Here is a 20,334-nt window from a genome sequence, read left to right on the forward strand (position 1 = left end):
GCGGGGCGTTTTTGTGATTGGCCATCCCGACGATTCGCGTAGGACAGTGGCCCCATGAACGCCCACGCGCCCGTCCACGCCGATCCCGCCGCCGCCAACCATCCCGAGCGGCAATACCTGAACCTGCTCGCTGACATCCTCGCGAACGGCGTCCAGCGCGGCGACCGCACCGGCACCGGCACCCTGGGCGTGTTCGGCCGGCAGATCCGCTTCGACCTGTCGAAGGGCTTCCCGGTCCTGACCACCAAGAAGCTGCACCTGCGCTCGATCATCGTCGAGCTGCTGTGGTTCCTGCGCGGCGACACCAACGTGAAGTACCTGCAGGACAACGGCTGCAAGATCTGGGACGAGTGGGCCGACGAGAACGGCGACCTGGGGCCCGTCTACGGCAAGCAATGGCGCTCGTGGGCCGCGCCGAACGGCCAGTCCATCGACCAGATCGCCAACCTCGTCGAGGGCCTGAAGACCAATCCCAACAGCCGCCGCCACATCGTCAGCGCCTGGAACCCGGCCGATGTCGAGGACATGGCCCTGCCGCCCTGCCACTGCCTGTTCCAGTTCTTCGTCGCCGATGGAAAACTGAGCTGCCAGCTCTACCAGCGCAGCGCCGACGTCTTCCTGGGCGTGCCGTTCAACATCGCTTCCTACGCCCTGCTGACCATGATGGTCGCCCAGGTGGTGGGGCTGGAGCCCGGCGAGTTCGTCCACACCTTCGGCGACGCCCACCTTTACCTCAACCACCTGGACCAGGCCCGCGAGCAGATTCAGCGCGAGCCCAAGCCCTTCCCCACCCTGAAGATGGCCGACAAGCGCGACCTGTTCACCTTCGAATACGAGGACTTCCAGTTGGAAGGCTACGAGGCCCACCCGCACATCAAGGCCGCGGTCGCGGTTTGACCTGGGCTACCGACCGGCTCGACCAGATCAAGGGCGGCGAGGTTGTTTTCCCGCCCGTCGTCCAGACCCTGAGGCTCGGCGGCCTGGACGACTGGGGCGAGGGCTGGGTCCGCAAGACCTGGACGCCGGCCCCGGAGCTGCTCAACAGCGACGGCTCGCTGTTCGGCGGCTACATCGCCGCCTTGGCCGACCAAATCCTGGCCTTCACGGCCATGACCGTCGCCCCCGCCGACGCGATGTTCCGCACCAGCAACCTGAAGATCGACTTCATCCGTGTGGGTAAGGCCGAGGTTCTGGCGATCGAAGGCCGGGTGGTCGCCCGGACCAGGGGCATGATCCATGTCGAGGCCGACTTCCGCCGTCCCGACGGCGAACTGATCGCCCGGGCCGGCGCCCAGCAGATTGTCGTCCCTTTCGGCGGCTGAACCGTCCGCCGGCGTCGCAAATCCGACAGAGCGGTGGCCGCAGCGCCCGACGCAGGGTAAACTTGTCCCATGTCCGTTATCCTGACCGTCGGCCCAGTGGCTCGCTCCCTCAACGGCGTCATCGGCCGGGACAACGACCTGCCATGGCGGCTGAAATCCGACTTGGCGATCTTCAAGGCCTGTACGATGGGCAAGCCGGTGATCATGGGACGCAAGACCTGGGACAGCCTGCCGCGCAAGCCCCTGCCGGGGCGGATGAACATCGTGCTGTCGCGCGACGGTTCGTTCGAGCCGCCCCAGGCCGTGGTCTGCGAGAGCTTCCTGGAGGCCGTGCAGATGGCCAAGGAACAGGCGGCCGAGGACGGCGTCGATGAAGTCTGCGTGATCGGCGGCCGCGCCCTGTTCGAGACCGCCCTGCCCAAGGCCAAGCGGCTGTACCTGACCGAGGTCCAGGCCGAGGTTCAGGGCGACGTCAGCTTTCCCGCCTTCGACGAGGCGGCCTGGACCGAGGTGCGTCGCGAGGAGCATCCCGCCGGTCCTGACGACGACCACGCCTTTGTCTTCCGTGTCCTGGAGCGTCGATGATGACCGCCCGTCCCCGCGCCATGACCGGCCTTCTCTGCAGCCTCGCCCTTTCCGTGGGCATGGCCGACGCCGCCAGGGCCGACATCGGCCTGGGCCAGGGCGACAGCCTGGCGCGGGCGGCGGCCACCGACGTGGTGGTGTTCAACGTGGTCAGGGTGCGGCCGCTGGACGGCGGCGAGGTCGCCAGTTGCCGGGTGTTCGGCCGAGCCATCCGGGCCGAGCGGGGCAAGCGCTTCAGGCCGCGCCAATCGGTGCGCCTCATTGTCCCCTGCGCGACCCAGGGCGCGGACGCCTCGGACGCCACGCCCAAGTGGGTGGACCGCGAGGCCCTGGTGCGCTCGGCCCACGGCCGCGCCTTCCTGGGCAGTGACGGCGGCCTGATCGCCTACGAGCTCTACGATCTGAACTGAAGCGCCGTGCGTCCTTCGAGGCCCCCTTCGCGGGCGCCTCAGGAAGAGGACGTCCGTTGCACTGAATTCCTCATCCTGAGGTGCGAGCCGTAGGCGAGCCTCGAAGGACGCAAGGCGCTTGCCGCGCCGTTCAAACGCCCGTTTACTCCCACAACCCGCCCGCGAGAGGCGCAGATGCCGGGAGAGACGCATGGAACTGGAACTCCTCGCCGAGGGTCTGCAATTCCCTGAGGGCCCGATCGCCATGGTCGACGGCTCGGTGATCCTCGTCGAGATGCAGGGCCAGGTCCTGACCCGGGTGCGTTCCGACGGGGGCAAGGAGACGGTGGCCGAGGTCCCCGGCGGCCCCAACGGCGCGGCCATCGGTCCGGATGGCGCGATCTATGTCGCCAACAACGGCGGCAGCTTCCAGTTCATCGACATCGGCGGCCTCAACGTGCCCGGCCCCACCCCGCCCACGCACACGGGCGGCTCGATCCAGCGGGTCGATCTGGCGACGGGCGCGGTGACCACCCTCTACACCGAATGCGACGGCAAACGGCTGGTGGGCCCCAACGACCTGGTCTTCGATCGGCAGGGCGGCTTCTGGTTCACCGACCACGGCTGCAGCACGCCAGACGGCCGGAAATACGGCGCGCTCTACTACGCCCTGCCCGATGGCTCGAAGATCACCCGCTGGCGTGACCACCTCATCTCGCCCAACGGCGTGGGCCTTTCGCCCGACGAGAAGACCGTCTACATGGCCGACACCCTGCTGGGCCGGCTGTGGTCGTTCGACGTGGTCGAGCCCGGCGTGCTGGCCGATCCCGCGCCGCTGCAGCCGGGAAACGTGATCTGCAACCTGCCGGGCTACCAGCTGCTGGACAGCCTGGCGGTCGAGGCCGACGGCAGGGTCTGCGTGGCGACGATCATCAACGGCGGCGTCACCGCCTTCTCGCCCGATGGGACGACCGAGCACTACGCCGTGCCCGACGTGATCGTGACCAATATCTGCTTCGGTGGAACCGACATGCGCGACGCCTGGATCACCGCTTCGGGGACCGGCAAGCTATACAAGGCCCGATGGCCCCGGCCGGGATTGAAACTGAACTTCAAGGCGTGAAGCCGTCTTTTGTGACCGGAATTCACAAGTCCAGGTTCTGGCCTTGATTTAGTTTCGGGCCGCGGCGGGCCCATTTTTGGCTCCCCGACCATGGAGCCCGGCGATGGACCTCAAACTGAACGACAAGACCGCCCTGGTGACCGGCTCGACGGCCGGCATCGGCCTGGAGATCGCCCGCGCCCTCGCCGTGGAGGGCGCCAAGGTGTTCGTCACCGGCCGGGCCCAGGACAGGCTGGACGCGGCGGTCGCGGACATCCGGGCCTCCGGCGGCGAGAAGATCGAAGGCGTATTGGCCGACGCCGCCACCGCCGACGGCGCGGCCGCGATCCTGGAGGCGGTTCCAGCCGTCGACATCCTGGTCAACAACCTGGGCATCTATGAGATGAAGGCCTTCGTCGACATTTCGGACGAGGACTGGCTGCATCTGTTCGAGGTCAATGTGATGAGCGGCGTGCGGCTGTCGCGCGGCTACTTCCCCGGCATGCTGGAGCGCGACTGGGGCCGGGTGATCTTCATCTCCAGCGAGTCCGGCCTCGCGATCCCTGGCGAGATGGTCCACTACGGCATGACCAAGAGCGCCCAGCTGGCGGTCGCGCGCGGCATGGCCCAGCAGACCAAGGGCACGGGCGTGACGGTCAATTCGGTCCTGCCCGGTCCGACCCGCGCGGCAGCCATCGCCGACTTCCTAAAGAGCGTGTCCAGCAATCCGGACGCCTCGCCCGAGGAGCACGAGGCCGAGTTCTTCACCAAGCACCGCTCGTCGTCCCTGCTGCAACGGATGATCGAACCGCAGGAGATCGCCAGCCTGGTCGCCTATGTCGCCAGCCCGCTTTCGGCGGCCACCAACGGCGCTTCGCTGAAGGCCGAGGGCGGACTGGTCACGACGATCGCTTAGCTATTTGTCCCTTCCCTCCCCACGAGAGGGAGGGAAAACTTTGTTCTAGTACAGCACCCCCAGCGCCGAGCGCTCGAAGCTCTTCAACTCGTCCTCGCGGCCGTCGCGGATCTTCACCACCCACTCGGGATCCTGCAGGATGGCGCGACCGACGCCGACGAGGTCGAACTCGTCGCGCTCCAGGCGCTCAAGCAGGCCGTCGATCGAGGCGGGCTGGCTGCCTTCGCCGCCGAACGCCGCGATGAACTCGCCCGACAGGCCCACCGAGCCGACGGTGATGGTCGGGGCGCCGGTGAGCTTCTTGGCCCAGCCCGCGAAGTTCAGGTCGCTGCCCTCGAACTCCGGCTCCCAGAACCGGCGTTGCGAACAGTGGAAGATGTCGGCGCCGGCGTCGGCCAGGGGCTGCAGCCAGGCTTCCAGCAGCTGGGGGGTCTCGGCGTTTTTGACCGCGTAGTCCTGCTGCTTCCACTGCGACAGACGGATGATCACCGGATAGTCGGGGCCGACGGCGGCGCGGACGGCCTTGAGGATCTCGGCGGCGAACTTGCTGCGCTCGGCGATGCCAGGACCGCCGAAGGCGTCGCCGCGCACATTGGTGCCGTTCCAGAAAAACTGGTCGATCAGGTAGCCATGGGCGCCATGTAGCTCGACGGCGTCGAAGCCGAGGGCCTTGGCGTTGGCGGCGGCGCTGGCGAAGGCGGCGATGGTGTCGGCCACCTCCTCATCTGTCATCGGCTCGGTAAAGGGATTGCCGCCGGGCTTGGACAGGCCCGAGGGGCTATCGATCTTGCCCAGCACGTCCTTGCCCTTGGCCGAACCCACGTGCCACAGTTGCGGGGCGATCAGGCCGCCGGCCGCGTGGACCTCGTCGACCACCTTCTTCCAGGCCGCCAGCTCCTTCTCGCCATGGAAGCGCGGGATGTTGGCGTCGTTCAGCGAGGCCGGCCGGGCCACCCCGGTGCCTTCGGTGACGATCAACCCGACCTGGTTCTCGGCGCGCCGACGGTAATAGGCGGCGACCTCGTCAGTGGCCACGCCGCCGGGCGAGAACGACCGGGTCATGGGGGCCATCACCACCCGGTTCGGCAGCTTCAGCGACTTGAATTCGAACGGCTTGAACAGGGCGTCGAGGGCCATGGGCGGCTCCGAAAGGGCTAGGTTAGCAGCGGTTATAAGGGTGGGTTGCGTTTAAAGACGATAGAGAAAAACTAAGGCCCTCCCCCTGTGGGGGAGGTGATCGCGAAGCGATCGGTGGGGGGAGCTCTTGGATCGCGATCCAGGTCGTGGCAGCCTGCCGATCACTCCCCCTCCGTCGGCTGCGCCGACACCTCCCCCACAGGGGGAGGACCGACATGGCCGACCCTCACAAACCCAACACCAGCTTGGTGATGATGTTCTTCTGGATCTCGCTGGACCCCGCATAGATCGTGGTCTTGCGGTAGTTGAAGTAGGACGGGGCGACGGGGCCGGCATGGTCCGGACCCGCGCGGCCGTCATTGGTCGTCGCCCAGGTGTCGCGCACGAACGGCGCGGCGTAGGTCCCCACCGCCTCGAGGGCCAGTTCGGTGATCGCCTGCTGGGTTTCCGATCCGGCCAGCTTCAGCATCGACGAGGCCGGCCCCACCGCCTTGCCGGCCCCGCGCCCGGAAAACACCCGCAGCTCGGTGGCGTTCAGCGACTCCACGGCGATCTCCAGCTCGGCGATCCGGGCGCGGAAATCGGGATCGTCGATCAGCGCCCCGCCGGCATCGGATCGCTCCAGGGCCGCGATCTTCTTGACCTTGCGCAGCATGTGCATCAGCCCGGGCGCATAGGCGTTGCCGCGCTCGAACTCCAGCAGGTACTTGGCGTAGGTCCAGCCCTTGTTCTCCTCGCCGATGCGATTGGCGACCGGCACGCGGACATTGTCGAAGAAGACCTGGTTGATCTCCTGCTCGCCCTCGGCCGGACCGTCCAGGGTGGGCAGCGGCTTGATCTGGATGCCCGGCAGGGTCATCGGCAGCAGCAGGAAGCTGATGCCCTCCTGCGGCTTGCCCGCGCTCGAAGTGCGCACCAGGCAGAACATCCAGTCGGCCCACTGGGCGTGGGTGGTCCAGATCTTCGAGCCGTTCAGCACGTAGTCGTCGCCGTCCCGCTCGACTTTCATCTGCAGGCTGGCCAGGTCCGAGCCCGAACCGGGTTCGGAATAGCCCTGGCACCACCAGGTGTCGGACGACAGGATCGGCGGCAGGTGCTGGGCCTTCTGCTCGGGCGTGCCGAAGGCCATGACCACCGGCGCGCACATCTTCAGCCCCATCGGAGAGGGATGCGGCGTGCCGGCCAGCGACATCTCCATGTTGAAGATGTAGCGCTGCGACGGCGTGAAGCCCGCCCCGCCCAGCTCGACTGGCCAGTCCGGCGCGACCCAGCCGCGCTCGAACAGTTTCTTCTGCCACTTCACCTGACCGGCCTTGTCCAGGTAGCCGTTCTTCGACTGCGCCATCTTGCGGCGCAGGTCGTCGTCATAGGCCGTGGCGATCCAGTCGCGGACTTCGCGCTGGAAGGCCAGATCCTCGGGCGAGAAGGCGAGATCCAAGGCCCCTACTCCACCGCGTCGAGATATTCGATCTCGGGCCGGTCGGCCATGAGCGGCCCCATGGCCGCGCCGGCGGCCTTGAAATAATCGGTCCCGCCGTGATGCTTAAGGGCGTTCTGTGAGGCGTAGAGCTCCAGCACCTTGTAGGTTCCGGCCTCGGTCCGGCTGCGAGTCAGCTGATAGACGAGGCAGCCCGGCTCGTTGGCTTTCACCCTGTTCTGCAGGTCGAGGAAGACCTTTTCGAAGTCCGCCGTCTTGTCCGGCTGCACCTTCAGCACCGCCACCACGCCGATCATGTCGTCCTCCCGAGGCCTTGCCGGCCAAACACTTGTTTGAACGCAGTGTCGGGGAAGCGGCGGCGAAGGGCAAGGGGCTTGCTGAGCTTGGTCGCCAGGGCGGAGCTAACGGGCCCACGGGATCGGCGCCGGTCGACTCGCCAGACGTCGGCTTTCGGCGCTGGCCTGCTGGACCGCGATGATATGCCTGGGTTCGAAAGGCAGTTCGCTGCCTTCCCAAAATTCACTGTTCTGCTGGATCGCCGATGGTTCGTTGTCGAGCATGCCGAGATAGCCGCCTGGCGTTCGCTCCCGCACGATGACCCACATTCGTTCGAAAGCCTCGGGCTCCTCGGCGCTGTCGACGGCGATTCTGAAGATCAGCTTGGCGAAGTCGCCGGGCTGAAGGATCTGGCGCACCGCCAAGTCTGGAATGGGAAACGTCGCCGGCGCACGGCGATGATAGTCTTCGCCGTCTTCGAGGCTCCAGCCGTCAACGCTGAAATCAGGTTGTCGCATGGAACTCTAGACGGCGGCGCGAGATCAGCGCCGCTCGTTCCAGCCATAGGCCACCCACGAATGGCCGCCCATGTGACGGGCCTCGATCAGGCCGGGGTCGCCGCTGGCAGCGGCGGCGGGCGCGTGGCGGCCACGGAACGCGAAGGCGGCGAGGCCGAGCAAGGCGGTGGCCATAAAGCCGATCACCACCAGGGTGGCGGCGAACACCACCGCGATCACCGCGGCGGCGGCGACGGCGATCGAGGTCGCCACGGCGCCGGCGAGCGTCACCAGGCTGCGCCAAGCGATACCGGTAGCCTTGCCTGTCTCCATGGTCGTCCTCGCAGGCGTGCCCCGCCTTATGAATCAAGATGGGGCGCCAGTCCTGAACGTCAACTGAACACCCGGCGGATCGTTCCGTAAAATGAATTCGGCGCTAACCATGGCGAATTGTCGGCCTTGGGCGAGCCGCGCGACGCCCTAGTTGGCGCCGAGACCCGCCAATTCGCGCCGTTCGCGCATCACCGTGCTGAAGGCCGCGTTGATCGCCGCCGACTTGGCCTCGGCCACCTCGATGAACTCCAGCGGCAAGCCGCGGGCCCGGGCGCGGTCGGGGTGAGCCTCCGACATCGCCGCGCGCCAGGCCGAGTGCACCACCGCGTCGTCGGCGTCGGCCGGCACGTCGAGGATGCGATAGGGGTCGTCCGGGCCCGTGCCGACGTGGGTGGCCGTCAGGCGGCGGAACGAGAGCGGCGACATGCCGAACAGGTCGGCCACCCGTTCCAGATAGCTCAGTTCGTCCTGAGTCACCGCCCCGTCGGCCTTGGCGATGTGGAACAGGCCGTCCAGTACGTCCTCGAGGATCTGCGGGCAGGTGCGGTAGCGCTTGGCCAGCCGCTTGGCGTAGCTCTCGAAGCCATGCGTCGTTTGGCGGGCCAGGTCGTACAGGCGGTGGATATTGTTCTCTGACTCGGGGGCCGGGTGGAACACCTCGGCGAAGGCGGCGTATTCGTCGCCGTCGGCCGAGCCGTCGGCCTTGGCCAGCTTCGCGCCCAGCGCCGTGACCGCGGTCGAGAAGGCCGGGTCCTGACCAGGCAGACCCGGCGGACACTCCTGGCACTCGGCCATGTCCAGCCGGCGCGCGGCGAGAGTTGCGATGTTACGCCAGAAGGTCATGCCGTGACGAAAGTCCAGAAGCGTGGCGGAGTGATGACGGCGGACACGTCCCCCGCCTCTCAACGGATCACGCTCCCGTTTTGCCTTCTAGCACAAAAACGCCATGTCCCCACCCGCTGCTTGCTGCGGCGCACATTGAAACTTTGTAACGTGCAGAGACCGTTGCGACTCACGCGACGCTTGGCCACGCACAGGAATCTTTGCCGCAAGCGGGAGCGCTTTCGCCGATCCAACCGTTATGGCGACGCTTGGTCGACCGCGGTGCAAAACATCCGGCGCCACGTTCTGGTCTCAAACGGGCCGGAAATGCTCTATTCGAACGCGACCGACTCTCTGAGCGACGCCCTACAAGAGGACCTCCGCCCGCATGGCGACCGCCTTCCTTCTCGCCCTGGCCCTGATCGCCCAGGACGCTCCGGTGTCCACCGCGCCGACCGCTTCGGCTCCCCCGCCCCGCACCCAGCCCGCCGCGACTGCCCCGACCGACGACTACGGCTATGTCGGCTGGTGCTACGGCGCGCTGGGCGGTTATGTCGAGCTGTACGACAAGGTGATGCCGGAGGTGACCCGCATCGAGAAGACCTTCCCCGGCCCCGACGGCTTCAACGCGGCCATGAAGGAATATCCGGCGATGCGCGCCCAGGCCAAGAAGGACCTGGCGACCTATCGCTCGGCGATCGTCGCGGCTGAGAAGGCCAGCCCCCGCCCGATTTCGGAATATGGCGCGGCGGCGATCAAGAAGGGCCACTCGGTCTGGACCGGCGCCGACCAGATCGACAAGGCCCGCCTGGCCCAGGTGTGGATGAGCTGGAGCCCGCCCAGCGACTGCGACACCCGCGCCAAGACGCTTGAGACCAAGTCCAACCTGTTCGGCCAGGCCCTGAACTACAACGTCAAGAAGGACGCCGCGCCCCCCGTTGAGGAGACCAAGGCTCCGGAGCCCGCGCCCACCGCCGCCGAAACCGCCGCGCCCGCGAGCGAACCCGAAGCGCCTCCGCCGTCGGTCGCGGAAGCTGCGCCGGCCGAGACTCCTGCAGCCCCGGCTCCGGTCGCAACGCCGGCCGTGGCGAAGCCTACGACCAAGCCAGCCGCCAAGAAGACCGCGACCGCTTTGCCGCCGATCGGCGCCAAGCCCGCCGCCATGCCGATCGCCGCCAAGGGCGAGATCATCATCGACCCGAACGATCCCAAGCCCTGCGCCGGCAGCCTGGTCCCGGCCAAGCGCGGCGGCAAGAACGTGCTGATCTGCAAGGCGGACTGAAGCGGATCGACATTCAAGGCACCGCGTGGTCCTCGTCCTTCGACAAGCTCAGGATGAGGACCAGGCTCGACGGCAAGAAAACCTCATCCTCAGCCTGTCGAAGGACAAGGTTCCTGATCCCGGAACCGAAGGTCGATCCGCCCCGATCGCCTCTACGCCGGCGGCAGCAATCCTGTCGTCGCCACGCCCTTGAACCATCCGTACGACGTCTTGGGCGTCCGCACCCCGGTCGCGCGGTCCATGGCCACCAGGCCGAACTTCGCTGTGTAGCCGATGTCCCATTCCCAGTTGTCGATCAGGGTCCAGGTGAAATAGCCGCCGACCTGCGACCCGGCCTCCATGGCGCTCTTCACCGCCTCCAGGTGGCGGCGGAGGTACTGACAGCGGAAGCCGTCGTCGATCACCGCCGGACCATCGCCGAACGCGTCCGAGCAGCCGTTCTCGGTGATCAGCACCGGCGGATTGCCATAGTCGCGGCGCACCATCTCCAGCACCTCGGCCAGGCCTGACGGATCGATCTGCCGGCCGAAGGCGTCCAGCTCGGCGCCCCTCGGCGGCGACCCGACCGCGATGTGGCTGGGACTGGCCATGTCCAGCTTCACATAGGCGGGGGCGTAGTAGTTGACCCCCAGAAAGTCGATCGGCTGGCGGATAAGCTTCAGGTCCCCGTCGCGGACGTGGCCCTCGAGGAACTCGTCCATCAGCGCCGGGTAGGTCCCCTTCAGCAGCGGATCTAGCCAGGCTCGGTTCCACAGAGCGTCCAGGCCGTCGGCGGCGGGGCGATTCCAGAACGCCAGCGGCCCGCCCGACGCGCGGCACGGCTGTAGCGCCTGGGTCGTGCCGATCCGCAGGTCGCCGCCCCCGGCGCGCAGGGCCTGGATCGCCAGGCCTTGACCCAGGTTCATGTGGTGGGTGGTCGGCCCCAGCAGGGCGATGTCCTTCAGCCCCGGCGCCTGCTCGCCCAGCACATGGCCGAACACCGCGTGCACGGCCGGCTCGTTCAGGGTGATGACATGCTTGAGCCGGTCGCCCAGCCGTCCGGCCACGGCCGCGGCGTATTCGGCGAAGCTCTTGGCGGTGTCGCGCGCGCTCCAGCCGCCTTTGTCCTGCAGGGCCTGGGGCAGGTCCCAGTGGAACAGGGTGGCGTAGGGCGTGACCCCCTTGGCGAGGCAAGCGTCGACCAGGCGCTCGTAATGGTCCAGACCCGCGGCGTTGACCGTCCCCGCCCCGGTGGGCAGCACCCGCGACCAGGCGATCGAGAACCGGAAGGCCTTCAGGCCCGCCCCGGCGATCAGGTCGACGTCCTCGGCGTAACGCCGATAGCTGTCGGTCGCGACGTCGGCGTTCGAGCCGTCCTTGATCCGGCCCGGCTGCCTTTCGAAGGTGTCCCAGATGCTTGGTCCGCGGCCGTCGGCGACGGGCGAGCCCTCGGTCTGGAAGGCCGCCGTCGCCACGCCCCAGACGAAGTCCTTAGGGAACTGACGCGATCGGATCGTCGCCTCCGTCGGTCCGACGCGGTCGCAGCCGCCCAGGCCCAGACTGGCCATGCCCCCCGCCGCGAGCGCGCCCAGCGCCCTCCGGCTGATGCCGTTGTCCACCTTCGCCCCCTGCCCCACCGGAGGTCGAGCGCCTCCGTGCAAGGTCAGGATGAACGCAAAGCGCGAGCTTTGGCTAGGGGGCTCGGCGCATCCGGCCTTCCGCCCCCCAGCGAATGCCGGGACCTAGATGGACTAGCTGTGAGGCCGACGCCGCGAGCGCGGAGCTCTTCCGATCAGCCATGCCGTCAAGGGATCTGGGTCCCGGCATTCGCCGGGATGAGTAGGATTTGAGGGAGCTCAGGTTGTCCGCTTGCCCTTCACGTAAGCGTCGATCACGCCCTCCAACTGGGTCAGCGGGACGTTGCCGCCCATCACCACCGCATCGTCGAAGGTGCGCAGGTCGAAGCGCGGCCCCAGCGCGGCCTGGGCCTTGCTCCGCAAGCGCACGATCTCGCTGTGGCCGACCTTGTAGCCGCAGGCCTGGCCCGGCCAGGCGCAGTAGCGGTCGACCTCGCCCTGCACTTCCTGGCGGGTCGAGCCGTTGGTGGTCACGAACCAGTCGATCGCCTGGTCGCGGGTCCAGCGCTTGGCGTGAATGCCGGTGTCGACCACCAGGCGGCAGGCGCGGAAGGCGATGGACTGCAGGTAGCCCAGCTGGCCCAGCGGATCGCCGTCATAGACGCCCAGCTCGTCGGCCAGTTGTTCCGCGTAGAGGGCCCAGCCCTCCGAATAGGCGTTGAAGGCCAGCAGCGAGCGGACCAGCGGCAGCTTGTAGGTGTACTCGCCCTGCCAGATGTGGCCGGGCAGGCCCTCGTGATAGGTCAGGGTCGGCAGGCCGTAGCGCGGCCACATGCCCGTGTCGCGCAGGTTGATGTAGTAGTTGCCGGGAACCGTGCCGTCGATCGAGCCCGCCGCCGCATAGCCGCCGGGCGCGCCGTCCTGGATCTCGACCGGCACGCGCTTGATGACCAGGTTGCCTGGAACCATCGTGGCGAAGGCGCGTGGCAGGCGGGTGCGGATGTCGGCCACCCGGCCGTTCAGATAGGCCAGGATCTGGGCCCGGCCCTCGTCGGTGTTGGGGAACAGGTTCTTGGGGTCCTCGCCCAGGGCCTTCATCCGTGCGCCGACGCTGCCCTGGGTCAGGCCCTGGGCCTTCAGCAGGGTGTCCATGCGCGCGAACAGCGCCTTCAGCTGCTCTTTGCCCATCTGGTGGACCTCGTCGGGCGTCAGGCGGCTGGTGGTGCCGGCCCGCAGCGCCCAGGCGTAATAGGCGCCGCCGTCCGGCAGCTTCCACGCCCCCGCGTCGGCGGTCGCCTTGGCGCGATGGGCGGCCAGTTCGGCGATCTGGCGGTCCATGGCCGGGGCGATCTTGCCCTCTACGATGGCGGCGGCGCGGCGCGCGTGGTCGCCCGGGACGTCCTTGGCCTTGCGGGCCAGCGAGGTGACCAAGCCCCAATCGGCGACGGGCTGGGCGCGGGCGCCCTTCTGTTGCTTCAGGGTCTTGTCCAGCAAGAAGTCGGGGGCGACCACACCCAATGCGCCGTCATGCCTCAGGCGCGCCGTCTCACCGTCCAACTGGACGGCGTAGAGCTCCAGACGGTGGAGGTAGGACTCGACGTCGGCGGCGTTGGCCACCGCGTGCTGGCTGTCGAGAAAGTCGGGCGTCTCGACGAACGCCCCGGTGTTCTGGGCCACCACATAGGGCGCGTTGCGATAGGACCACTGCGAAGACAGGCCGATGGCGTCGCCATAGGGGAAATCGAACCCCTCGACGGCCAGTTCGTGGGCGGTCTGGACGACGCCGAGGTCGAGGGCGGCCGCCGGGCTCAGCCCCTTGCGGTCGACCGCCTTCATCCGGGCGACGCGGGCCCTGGCGGCGGCGGCCAGCCTGCCCCGGCCCGCCAGCGAACGGTCGGTCAGGCTGGACTTCAGGGCCGCGCGCCTGTCCTTGTCCAGCCCCAGGGCCGAAGCGTTCTCCGGATATTCCCGCATCAGATCCTCGGCGACCCGGGCCAGCAGGGCCTCGGCGGCGGCGTCACCGGGGGCGGCGGCGGCCAGGGCTGGGCCGCCCGCCGCAGCGGCGGCCGCACCGAGCGCTAGAACATCACGTCGATTGAGCTGACTCACGCTGGATCTCCCCGAGGTGGGAAGAGTCCTAGCGCGGTTTCCCTCTCCCGCAAGGGGAGAGGGATCGATGCGTCTAGGCCGCCAACTTCAGAATCTCGCCCTGAGCCGCCTCCAGCGATTTGCCGCGGGCTTCTTCGCCCAGGGCCACGCCCTCGGCGCGGATGAAACGCAGGTCGGTGACGCCCAGGAAGCCGAACAGACCCTTCAGATAGGTCTCCTGATGGTCGAGGCCGACGGTCGGGGCGCCCTCGCCGTAATAACCGCCACGCGACGAGGCGAAGCGCGGCGGGTAATTGTTCACCGCGACCCGACGGACCAGGGCTATCGATCGGTTCGGTCGTTCGACGCCGACATGGAGCTGGCGGCGCTGCTGGCGCCGGAACTGGCGATGAGGCTGACCAGCTTGCTGGACTAGGCTGGTCGAGCCTCAAGGCCGCCCCGGACAGGGCAAGCCCAGGCGCCCGACCAAACCTCGGCGCACCGACTTCACGCCTTGCGGACACCCGCCCCCCGCGTGGGCTTCGTCCTGATCTGAACGGCGCCGGCGTCCGAGTTTCGGATTTCGAAAAGGCCGACCTTGGTCACGAGGTCGCTCAGCTTGGCCTGACCATAGGTTCGCGGATCGAAATCGGGCGCGAGGATCGCAAGTTGCTGGCCGACCCGGCCCAAGGGCGTCCAGCCGCCCCCCTCGTCCACATCCAACTGGGCCAGGGCCGTTCGGATCAGGGGGACCGCCGCGGTCGGCGACTGACGCGCCGAGACGAGCGTGGTGGACGCGTGGTCGGGCGATACCGGCGCCAGAGTTTCGGGCAGCAGGTTCTCGGTATAGACGAACCGGCTGCAGGCCTGCCGGAAGCTCTCCGGGGTCTTGCGTTCCCCAAAGCCGTAGACGTCGACGCCCTGCTCGCGAATGCGAGCCGCCAACCTGGTGAAGTCGCTGTCTGACGACACCAGGCAGAACCCGTCGAAGCGGGCCCCGTGCAGCAGGTCCATGGCGTCGATCACCAGGGCGATGTCCGAGGCGTTCTTGCCCGGCGTATGGGCGAAGTTCTGGTAGGGCATGATCGCGTGGACGGACAGCAGGTCCGTCCATCCCTTCAGGCGCGGGCTCGAGAAGTCGCCATAGATCCGTCGGAGGCTGGCTTCCCCGATCTTGGCGATTTCCTGGAACAGCCCCGGCGCGATGCGGGGAGACGCGTTGTCCGCGTCGATGAGCACGGCAAGGCGAGGAGCGCGCTGGTCAGCCATGGCGCCGACGTTACCTCAAAGTGAGGCATAGGACACCCGGAGGTCGCGTGGCGTCGCTCGCGCGGCGCCCGCGGCCAGCGTTAGCGTTTTATGGCCCTAAGCCGCCTCCCCCCGCGCCCGCGCCGCCGGATCGTAGTTGAGGATCGGCGACAGCCATTTCTCAGCCAGGGCCACGTCCCAGCCCTTGCGGCGGGCATAGTCCTCGACCTGGTCGAGATCGACCTTGCCGACCCCGAAATAGTGGCTCTGCGGATGACTGAAATAGAAGCCTGAGACCGCCGCGCCGGGGCTCATGGCGTAGCTCTCGGTCAGGATCATGCCGGTGGCCGCCTCGGCGTCCAGCAGCTTGAACAGCGTGCCCTTTTCGGTGTGGTCGGGCTGGGCCGGATAGCCGGGGGCCGGGCGGATGCCCTGGTACTTCTCGGCGATCATCACGTCGACGTCACGCGACTCGTCCGGCGCATAGCCCCATAGTTCGACGCGGGCCTTGTAGTGCAGCCACTCGGCAAAGGCCTCGGCCAGGCGGTCGGCCAGGGCCGAGGCCATGATGGCGCTGTAGTCGTCGCCGGCGTCCTTGAAGCGCTTGACGATCTCGTCCTCGCCATGGCCGGCGGTGACGGCGAAGCCCCCTATGTAGTCGGGCCCTTGGCCGACCGGCGCGACGAAGTCGGCCAGGGCCAGGTTGGCCTTGCCCTCGGACTTGTCCATCTGCTGGCGCAGGGTGAACAGACGCGCCAGCTCGGTCGAGCGGCTTTCGTCGGTGTAAAGGACGATGTCGTCGCCATCGGCCTGGGCCGGCCAGAAGCCGACCACGCCCTTGGCCTCGAACCACGTCTCGGCCACCACCTTGTCGAGCATGGCGCGAGCGTCGCGATAGAGATCTGTCGCGGCCTCGCCGACCACGTCGTCTTCCAGGATCTGCGGGAAACGGCCGATCAGCTCCCAGCTGGCGAAGAACGGCGACCAGTCGATGAACGGGACCAGTTCGGCCAGCGAGGGCTCGAACGTGCGCGCGCCGATGAAGGCCGGCTTGGGCGGCGTGTAGCCGTTCCAGTCGATGGCGAACTTGCGCTTGCGCGCGTCGGCGATCTTGGTGCGCGCCTTGACCGTCTGGCCGCGCGCGTACTGCTCGCGGATGCGGACATATTCAGCCCGGGTCTCGGCCTGCAGCCGGTCGCGTTCGCTGGCCGACAGCAGGCCCGAGACCACGCCCACGGCCCGGCTGGCGTCCAGCACATAGGTGGTCGAGCCGCTGCGATAGGCCGGCTCGATCTTGACCGCCGTGTGGGTGCGGCTGGTGGTGGCCCCGCCGATCAGCAGCGGCATGGTGAAGCCCTGCCGCTCCATCTCCGAGGCCACGAACACCATCTCGTCCAGCGACGGGGTGATCAGGCCCGACAGGCCGATCATGTCGACATTGTGCTTGCGCGCTTCGTCGAGGATGCGGTCGGCGGGCACCATCACGCCCAGGTCGATGACCTCGTAGTTGTTACATTGCAGCACGACGCCGACGATGTTCTTGCCGATGTCGTGGACGTCGCCCTTGACCGTGGCCATCAGGATCCGGCCGGCCTGCTCGCGCGGCTTGCCGGCCTTCTCGGCTTCCATGAACGGCTCCAGCCAGGCCACGGCCTGCTTCATAACGCGGGCCGACTTGACCACCTGCGGCAGGAACATCTTGCCCGAGCCGAACAGGTCGCCGACCACGTTCATGCCGTCCATCAGGTGGCCTTCGATCACGTGCAGCGGCCGCTCGACCGACAGGCGGGCTTCCTCGGTGTCCTGGTCGATATAGTCGGTGATGCCGTTGACCAGGGCGTGGGTGATGCGCTCGTTCACCGTGCCCTTGCGCCATTCCAGGTTGGCGGTCTGGACCTGGCTCTTGTCGCCCTTGTAGCGCGGGGCCATGTCGACCAGGCGCTCGGTGTTGGAGACGTTGGTGCGCTGCGGACGGTTGAGGATCACGTCCTCGACGGCCTCGCGCAGTTCAGGATCCAGGGTATCGTAGACGGGCAGGTCGCCGGCGTTGACGATGCCCATGTCCATGCCCGCCTCAATGGCGTGGTACAGGAACACCGAGTGGATCGCCCGGCGCACCGGCTCGTTGCCGCGGAAGCTGAACGACACGTTCGACACCCCGCCCGAGATGCGGGCGTAAGGGCAGCGCTTCTTGATCTCGCGCGTGCCCTCGATGAAGTCGACGGCGTAGTTGTCGTGCTCCTCGATCCCCGTCGCCACGGCGAAGATGTTGGGATCGAAGATGATGTCTTCCGGCGGGAAGCCCACCTTGTCGACCAGGATGCCGTAGGCCTTCTCGCAGATCTCGATCTTGCGGGCGGCGGTGTCGGCCTGGCCGACCTCGTCGAAGGCCATGACCACCACGGCCGCGCCGTAGCGCAGGCACAGCCTGGCCTGCTCGATGAACTTTTCTTCGCCTTCCTTCATCGAGATCGAGTTGACGATCGCCTTGCCCTGCACGCACTTCAGGCCGGCCTCGATCACCTCCCACTTGGAGCTGTCGATCATCACCGGCACGCGGGCGATGTCGGGCTCGGCCGCCATCAGGTTCAGGAAGGTGACCATGGCCTGCTTGGAGTCCAGCAGGCCCTCATCCATGTTCACGTCGATGACCTGGGCGCCCGCCTCGACCTGCTGGCGCGCCACCGACAGGGCGGCGGCATAGTCGCCCTCGACGATCAGCTTCTTGAACTTGGCCGATCCGGTGACGTTGGTGCGCTCACCGATGTTGACGAACACGGGTCTCATTGGGATGCGCTCAAGGTCGTTTGCAGGGCGGCGATCTGGGTGAGCCATGCGTCGTGGTCATCGCCCTCCTGCCAGAGTTCGTCGAGTTCGGAGGCTGGAGCCACAACGCGCGCCAAGGCCGATCGGGCCAGGGCGACCGCGCCTTGCGGCGGCGCGCCGAGGGCGGCCTTCAGGTCACGTCGGTCATCGGGCAGGATCGCGACGTCGCCGACCGCCGCCGCGACGATGGCGGCGGCGGCCACCGCCATCTGCCCCTCTGGAGCTTCCAGATAGCCGGCGCTCTTCGTGACATGGTCGAGCATCTGGATGACCGTGCGCCAGTCGGGCGCCTCGGCCAGATCATCGATGAAGTCGCTGGCGTCGTCGTTGTCGAACGCCCCCTCATTCCACGTTCCCATCCTAGACCCCCTCGGCCGTGACCCGCGCGACCGCCAGGGCGATCTGGCCGTCCAGGAAGTCCCGGAACGTGATCCCTTGGGCTTTCAGCGACTTGGGATACAGCGACGCCGCCGTCATGCCCGGCAGGGTGTTGATCTCCAGGAAGATCGGGCCGTTCGGCGTGACGATGAAGTCGCTGCGCGAATAGCCGCCCGCGCCCACCGTCTTGTGGGCCTTCAGGGCCGCCTCCTGCATGGCGGCGTTGACCTCGGGGGCGAAGGTGGCCGGGCAGATCTCCTCCGTCGTCTTGGCCAGGTACTTGCCGATATAGTCGAACGCGCCGTCGGCCGGTCGGATCTCGACCGGCGGCAGGGCGAAGACCTGGCCGTCCTGCTCCAGTACCCCGCAGGTGGCCTCGGCGCCGGCCACGAACGGCTCGATCACATAGGCCTCGCGGGCGGCGGCCGCCTTCAGGGTCTCCAGGTCGGCGGCTTCGTTGACGAAGATCAGGCCGTAGCTGGAACCGTCGGCCACCGGCTTGGCGACCAGCTTGCCGTACTTCGCCAAAGCGGCTTCCGCGTCGGCCAGGGCGACCGTCGACGGCGCCACGACGCCGGCCTTGGCCACAGCGGCCTTGGTGGCGATCTTGTCGAAGGCGAGGCGGCTGGACTTGCTGTCCGACCCCGTGAAGGCCACGCCCCGCGCCTCACACAGGGCCGCCAGGTCGCCGTTCTCGGCCGCACCGCCGTGCATGCCCAGGACCAGCACGCGGTCCTCGGCCCTGGCCTTGTCGAGCGCCGCCGCGATCCCGCCGATCGGCGCGCCCTCGGTCGGCAGGTCGATCTCGAACGGCCGCTCATGGGCCTGCAGCGCCGTGTCGCTGGCCACATAGACCTGGTCGTCGGGCGCCCAGAACCACAGGTCGGCGTCCGGCAGGGCCTTGGCCAGAGCCTTGGCGCTGGCCACCGAGACCAGGCGTTCGCGGCTCATGCCGCCGAAGAGGATCGTCGTGCGCATCGTGAAAGGTCTCAAGCCAGCTCGAACGGTTCCAGGCCCGCCAGGCGCATGGCCTTGGGGCGCTCGGGGATGGCGCGGGGCGTCAGGCCGCGCACCTCGTCGGCCACATGCCGGATGTGGTCGGGGGTGGTGCCGCAGCAGCCGCCCAGGATGTTGACGATGCCGTCCTTGGCCCACTCATGCAGCTGGTGGCCGGTCTGATGCGGTTCTTCGTCATACTCGCCCATGGCGTTGGGCAGGCCGGCGTTGGGATAGGCGGCGACCAGGGTGTCGGCGATGCGGGCCATCTCGGCGATGTGCGGGCGCATCAGGTCCGCCCCCAGGGCGCAGTTGAAGCCCACCGCGAACGGCTTGCAGTGCTTGATCGAGTTCCAGAACGCCTCGGCCGTCTGGCCCGACAGGGTGCGGCCCGAGCGGTCGGTGATCGTACCGCTGATCCAGATCGGCAGCTCTTCGTGGCCCTCGTCGCGCAGGTCCATGATCGCCTTGATCGCGGCCTTGCAGTTGAGGGTGTCGGTGATGGTCTCGATCAGGAACAGGTCGACGCCCCCCTCGTAGAGCGCCGCCACCTGCTCGCGATAGGCCTGGTAGACCTGGTCGAAGGTCACCTTGCGCGCGCCCGGATCGTTCACGTCCGACGACATCGACAGCATGACGTTCAGCGGCCCGATCGAGCCGGCGATGAACTTGGGGCCGGCGGGGTTTTCCGCGTTCCAGCGATCGGCCACCGACCGGCCGATCCGCGCGCCCTCGAAATTGATGTCGCGCACCGTGGCGGCGTCCAGCCCGTAGTCGGCCTGGGCGATGGTGGTGCCGGAAAAAGTGTTGGTCTCGGAGATGTCGGCGCCGGCGGCGAAATAGGCGTCGTGCAGCTCCGCCACCAGATCCGGCCGCGTCAGGCACAGGATGTCGTTGTTGCCCTTCATCTGGCCGTCGTAGTCGGCGAAGCGCTGGGCGCGGTAGTCGGCCTCGGACAACTTCTTCTTCTGGAACATCACCCCCCACGAGCCGTCGAGGATCAGGATGCGTTCCTTGGCGGCGGCCTTCAGGGCCGCGATGCGGCCAGTTCGGGTGGTAAGATCGGTCATGGTCGGCTCCTGCCGGGTCTTTCCAGCGCTTCGCGAGGAAACGAAAACTCTAATTTTGCTCGCCGAGCCCAAT

21 protein-coding genes and 2 pseudogenes are annotated in these 20,334 nt (G+C 67.7%); 7 read left to right on the plus strand and 16 right to left on the minus strand.

Features of this window, described 5'->3' with window-relative positions; all coding sequences use genetic code 11:
• Window positions 1-54: 54 nt before the first annotated feature.
• The 4 genes from ASD47_RS23125 (at window position 55) to ASD47_RS23140 (ending at window position 2,317) form a co-directional block, all read left to right on the plus strand.
• Window positions 55-897, plus strand: coding sequence for a thymidylate synthase (locus ASD47_RS23125; RefSeq protein WP_056761902.1), 843 nt, complete (start codon window positions 55-57; stop codon window positions 895-897).
• Complete coding sequence (locus tag ASD47_RS23130; protein ID WP_056761904.1) at window positions 894-1,322, plus strand: PaaI family thioesterase; 429 nt, start codon at window positions 894-896, stop codon at window positions 1,320-1,322. The genes ASD47_RS23125 and ASD47_RS23130 overlap by 4 nt, the downstream gene beginning before the upstream one ends.
• Window positions 1,323-1,391: 69 nt before the next feature.
• Window positions 1,392-1,907, plus strand: a complete 516-nt coding sequence (locus ASD47_RS23135; RefSeq protein ID WP_056761906.1) for a dihydrofolate reductase — start codon at window positions 1,392-1,394, stop codon at window positions 1,905-1,907.
• Window positions 1,907-2,317, plus strand: a complete 411-nt coding sequence (locus ASD47_RS23140) for a hypothetical protein (RefSeq protein WP_235526131.1) — start codon at window positions 1,907-1,909, stop codon at window positions 2,315-2,317. Before ASD47_RS23135 ends, ASD47_RS23140 begins: the two co-directional genes overlap by 1 nt.
• A gap of 1 nt (window position 2,318) precedes the next feature.
• On the opposite strand, the pseudogene ASD47_RS27780 reads toward ASD47_RS23140, so the two are convergent.
• Window positions 2,319-2,437: pseudogene (locus ASD47_RS27780) on the minus strand (hypothetical protein); the annotation flags it as partial.
• Between the two features lie 70 nt (window positions 2,438-2,507).
• Here ASD47_RS27780 and ASD47_RS23145 point away from each other — a divergent pair.
• Both ASD47_RS23145 and ASD47_RS23150 read left to right on the plus strand, forming a co-directional pair.
• Window positions 2,508-3,419 (plus strand): SMP-30/gluconolactonase/LRE family protein, encoded by a 912-nt coding sequence (locus ASD47_RS23145; protein ID WP_056761908.1) that lies wholly within the window; start codon window positions 2,508-2,510, stop codon window positions 3,417-3,419.
• Window positions 3,420-3,522: 103 nt separating this feature from the next.
• Window positions 3,523-4,314 (plus strand): SDR family NAD(P)-dependent oxidoreductase, encoded by a 792-nt coding sequence (locus ASD47_RS23150; protein WP_056761909.1) that lies wholly within the window; start codon window positions 3,523-3,525, stop codon window positions 4,312-4,314.
• 45 nt (window positions 4,315-4,359) lie between these two features.
• On the opposite strand, the gene ASD47_RS23155 is transcribed toward ASD47_RS23150, so the two are convergent.
• The 6 genes from ASD47_RS23155 to ASD47_RS23180 all read right to left on the minus strand — a co-directional run bounded on the left by ASD47_RS23155 (window position 4,360) and on the right by ASD47_RS23180 (window position 8,838).
• Window positions 4,360-5,451 (minus strand): NADH:flavin oxidoreductase, encoded by a 1,092-nt coding sequence (locus ASD47_RS23155; RefSeq protein ID WP_056761911.1) that lies wholly within the window; start codon window positions 5,449-5,451, stop codon window positions 4,360-4,362.
• Between the two features lie 226 nt (window positions 5,452-5,677).
• Window positions 5,678-6,889 (minus strand): acyl-CoA dehydrogenase family protein, encoded by a 1,212-nt coding sequence (locus tag ASD47_RS23160; protein WP_056761913.1) that lies wholly within the window; start codon window positions 6,887-6,889, stop codon window positions 5,678-5,680.
• Window positions 6,890-6,894: 5 nt separating this feature from the next.
• Window positions 6,895-7,185: a putative quinol monooxygenase gene (locus ASD47_RS23165; protein WP_056761915.1), complete on the minus strand. Its 291-nt coding sequence runs from the start codon at window positions 7,183-7,185 to the stop codon at window positions 6,895-6,897.
• Window positions 7,186-7,290: 105 nt separating this feature from the next.
• Window positions 7,291-7,683 (minus strand): hypothetical protein, encoded by a 393-nt coding sequence (locus ASD47_RS23170; RefSeq protein ID WP_056761916.1) that lies wholly within the window; start codon window positions 7,681-7,683, stop codon window positions 7,291-7,293.
• Between the two features lie 24 nt (window positions 7,684-7,707).
• Window positions 7,708-7,995, minus strand: coding sequence for a hypothetical protein (locus ASD47_RS23175; protein WP_056761918.1), 288 nt, complete (start codon window positions 7,993-7,995; stop codon window positions 7,708-7,710).
• Window positions 7,996-8,142: 147 nt separating this feature from the next.
• Complete coding sequence (locus ASD47_RS23180) at window positions 8,143-8,838, minus strand: DnaJ family molecular chaperone (RefSeq protein ID WP_056761920.1); 696 nt, start codon at window positions 8,836-8,838, stop codon at window positions 8,143-8,145.
• Window positions 8,839-9,205: 367 nt separating this feature from the next.
• Here ASD47_RS23180 and ASD47_RS23185 point away from each other — a divergent pair, with 367 nt between their 5' ends.
• Entirely contained in the window at window positions 9,206-10,099 is an 894-nt protein-coding gene (locus ASD47_RS23185; protein WP_056761922.1) for a hypothetical protein, read from the plus strand.
• A gap of 29 nt (window positions 10,100-10,128) precedes the next feature.
• On the opposite strand, the pseudogene ASD47_RS28350 reads toward ASD47_RS23185, so the two are convergent.
• From ASD47_RS28350 to ASD47_RS23225, 9 genes and pseudogenes are all read right to left on the minus strand, one after another.
• Window positions 10,129-10,217, minus strand: a pseudogene (locus ASD47_RS28350) (hypothetical protein); the annotation flags it as partial.
• A gap of 34 nt (window positions 10,218-10,251) precedes the next feature.
• Window positions 10,252-11,646, minus strand: coding sequence for a GH1 family beta-glucosidase (locus tag ASD47_RS23190; protein ID WP_056761923.1), 1,395 nt, complete (start codon window positions 11,644-11,646; stop codon window positions 10,252-10,254).
• 288 nt (window positions 11,647-11,934) lie between these two features.
• A complete protein-coding gene (locus tag ASD47_RS23195) occupies window positions 11,935-13,764 on the minus strand; it encodes a DUF885 family protein (protein WP_056761925.1) in 1,830 nt (609 codons plus the stop codon).
• Window positions 13,765-13,837: 73 nt separating this feature from the next.
• Window positions 13,838-14,065, minus strand: coding sequence for an NAD(P)H-dependent oxidoreductase (locus ASD47_RS23200; protein ID WP_056761927.1), 228 nt, complete (start codon window positions 14,063-14,065; stop codon window positions 13,838-13,840).
• Between the two features lie 185 nt (window positions 14,066-14,250).
• Window positions 14,251-15,012 carry an NYN domain-containing protein gene (locus tag ASD47_RS23205; RefSeq protein ID WP_056761928.1) on the minus strand — a complete coding sequence of 254 codons (762 nt, stop codon included), beginning with the start codon at window positions 15,010-15,012 and terminating at the stop codon, window positions 14,251-14,253.
• A 96-nt stretch (window positions 15,013-15,108) separates the two neighbouring features.
• Entirely contained in the window at window positions 15,109-17,778 is a 2,670-nt protein-coding gene (metH, locus tag ASD47_RS23210) for a methionine synthase (RefSeq protein ID WP_082564765.1), read from the minus strand.
• Window positions 17,775-18,176, minus strand: a complete 402-nt coding sequence (locus ASD47_RS23215) for a DUF4259 domain-containing protein (protein ID WP_056761932.1) — start codon at window positions 18,174-18,176, stop codon at window positions 17,775-17,777. Before ASD47_RS23215 ends, metH begins: the two co-directional genes overlap by 4 nt.
• A 1-nt stretch (window position 18,177) precedes the next feature.
• The gene (locus tag ASD47_RS23220; protein WP_056761934.1) at window positions 18,178-19,173 is read right to left on the minus strand and encodes an ATP-grasp domain-containing protein; all 996 of its coding nucleotides are present in this window, start codon (window positions 19,171-19,173) and stop codon (window positions 18,178-18,180) included.
• Between the two features lie 11 nt (window positions 19,174-19,184).
• Entirely contained in the window at window positions 19,185-20,261 is a 1,077-nt protein-coding gene (locus ASD47_RS23225; protein WP_056761936.1) for a homocysteine S-methyltransferase family protein, read from the minus strand.
• Window positions 20,262-20,334 lie beyond the last annotated feature (73 nt).

The organism is Caulobacter sp. Root1472, assembly GCF_001426985.1.
Taxonomy (GTDB): domain Bacteria; phylum Pseudomonadota; class Alphaproteobacteria; order Caulobacterales; family Caulobacteraceae; genus Caulobacter; species Caulobacter rhizosphaerae.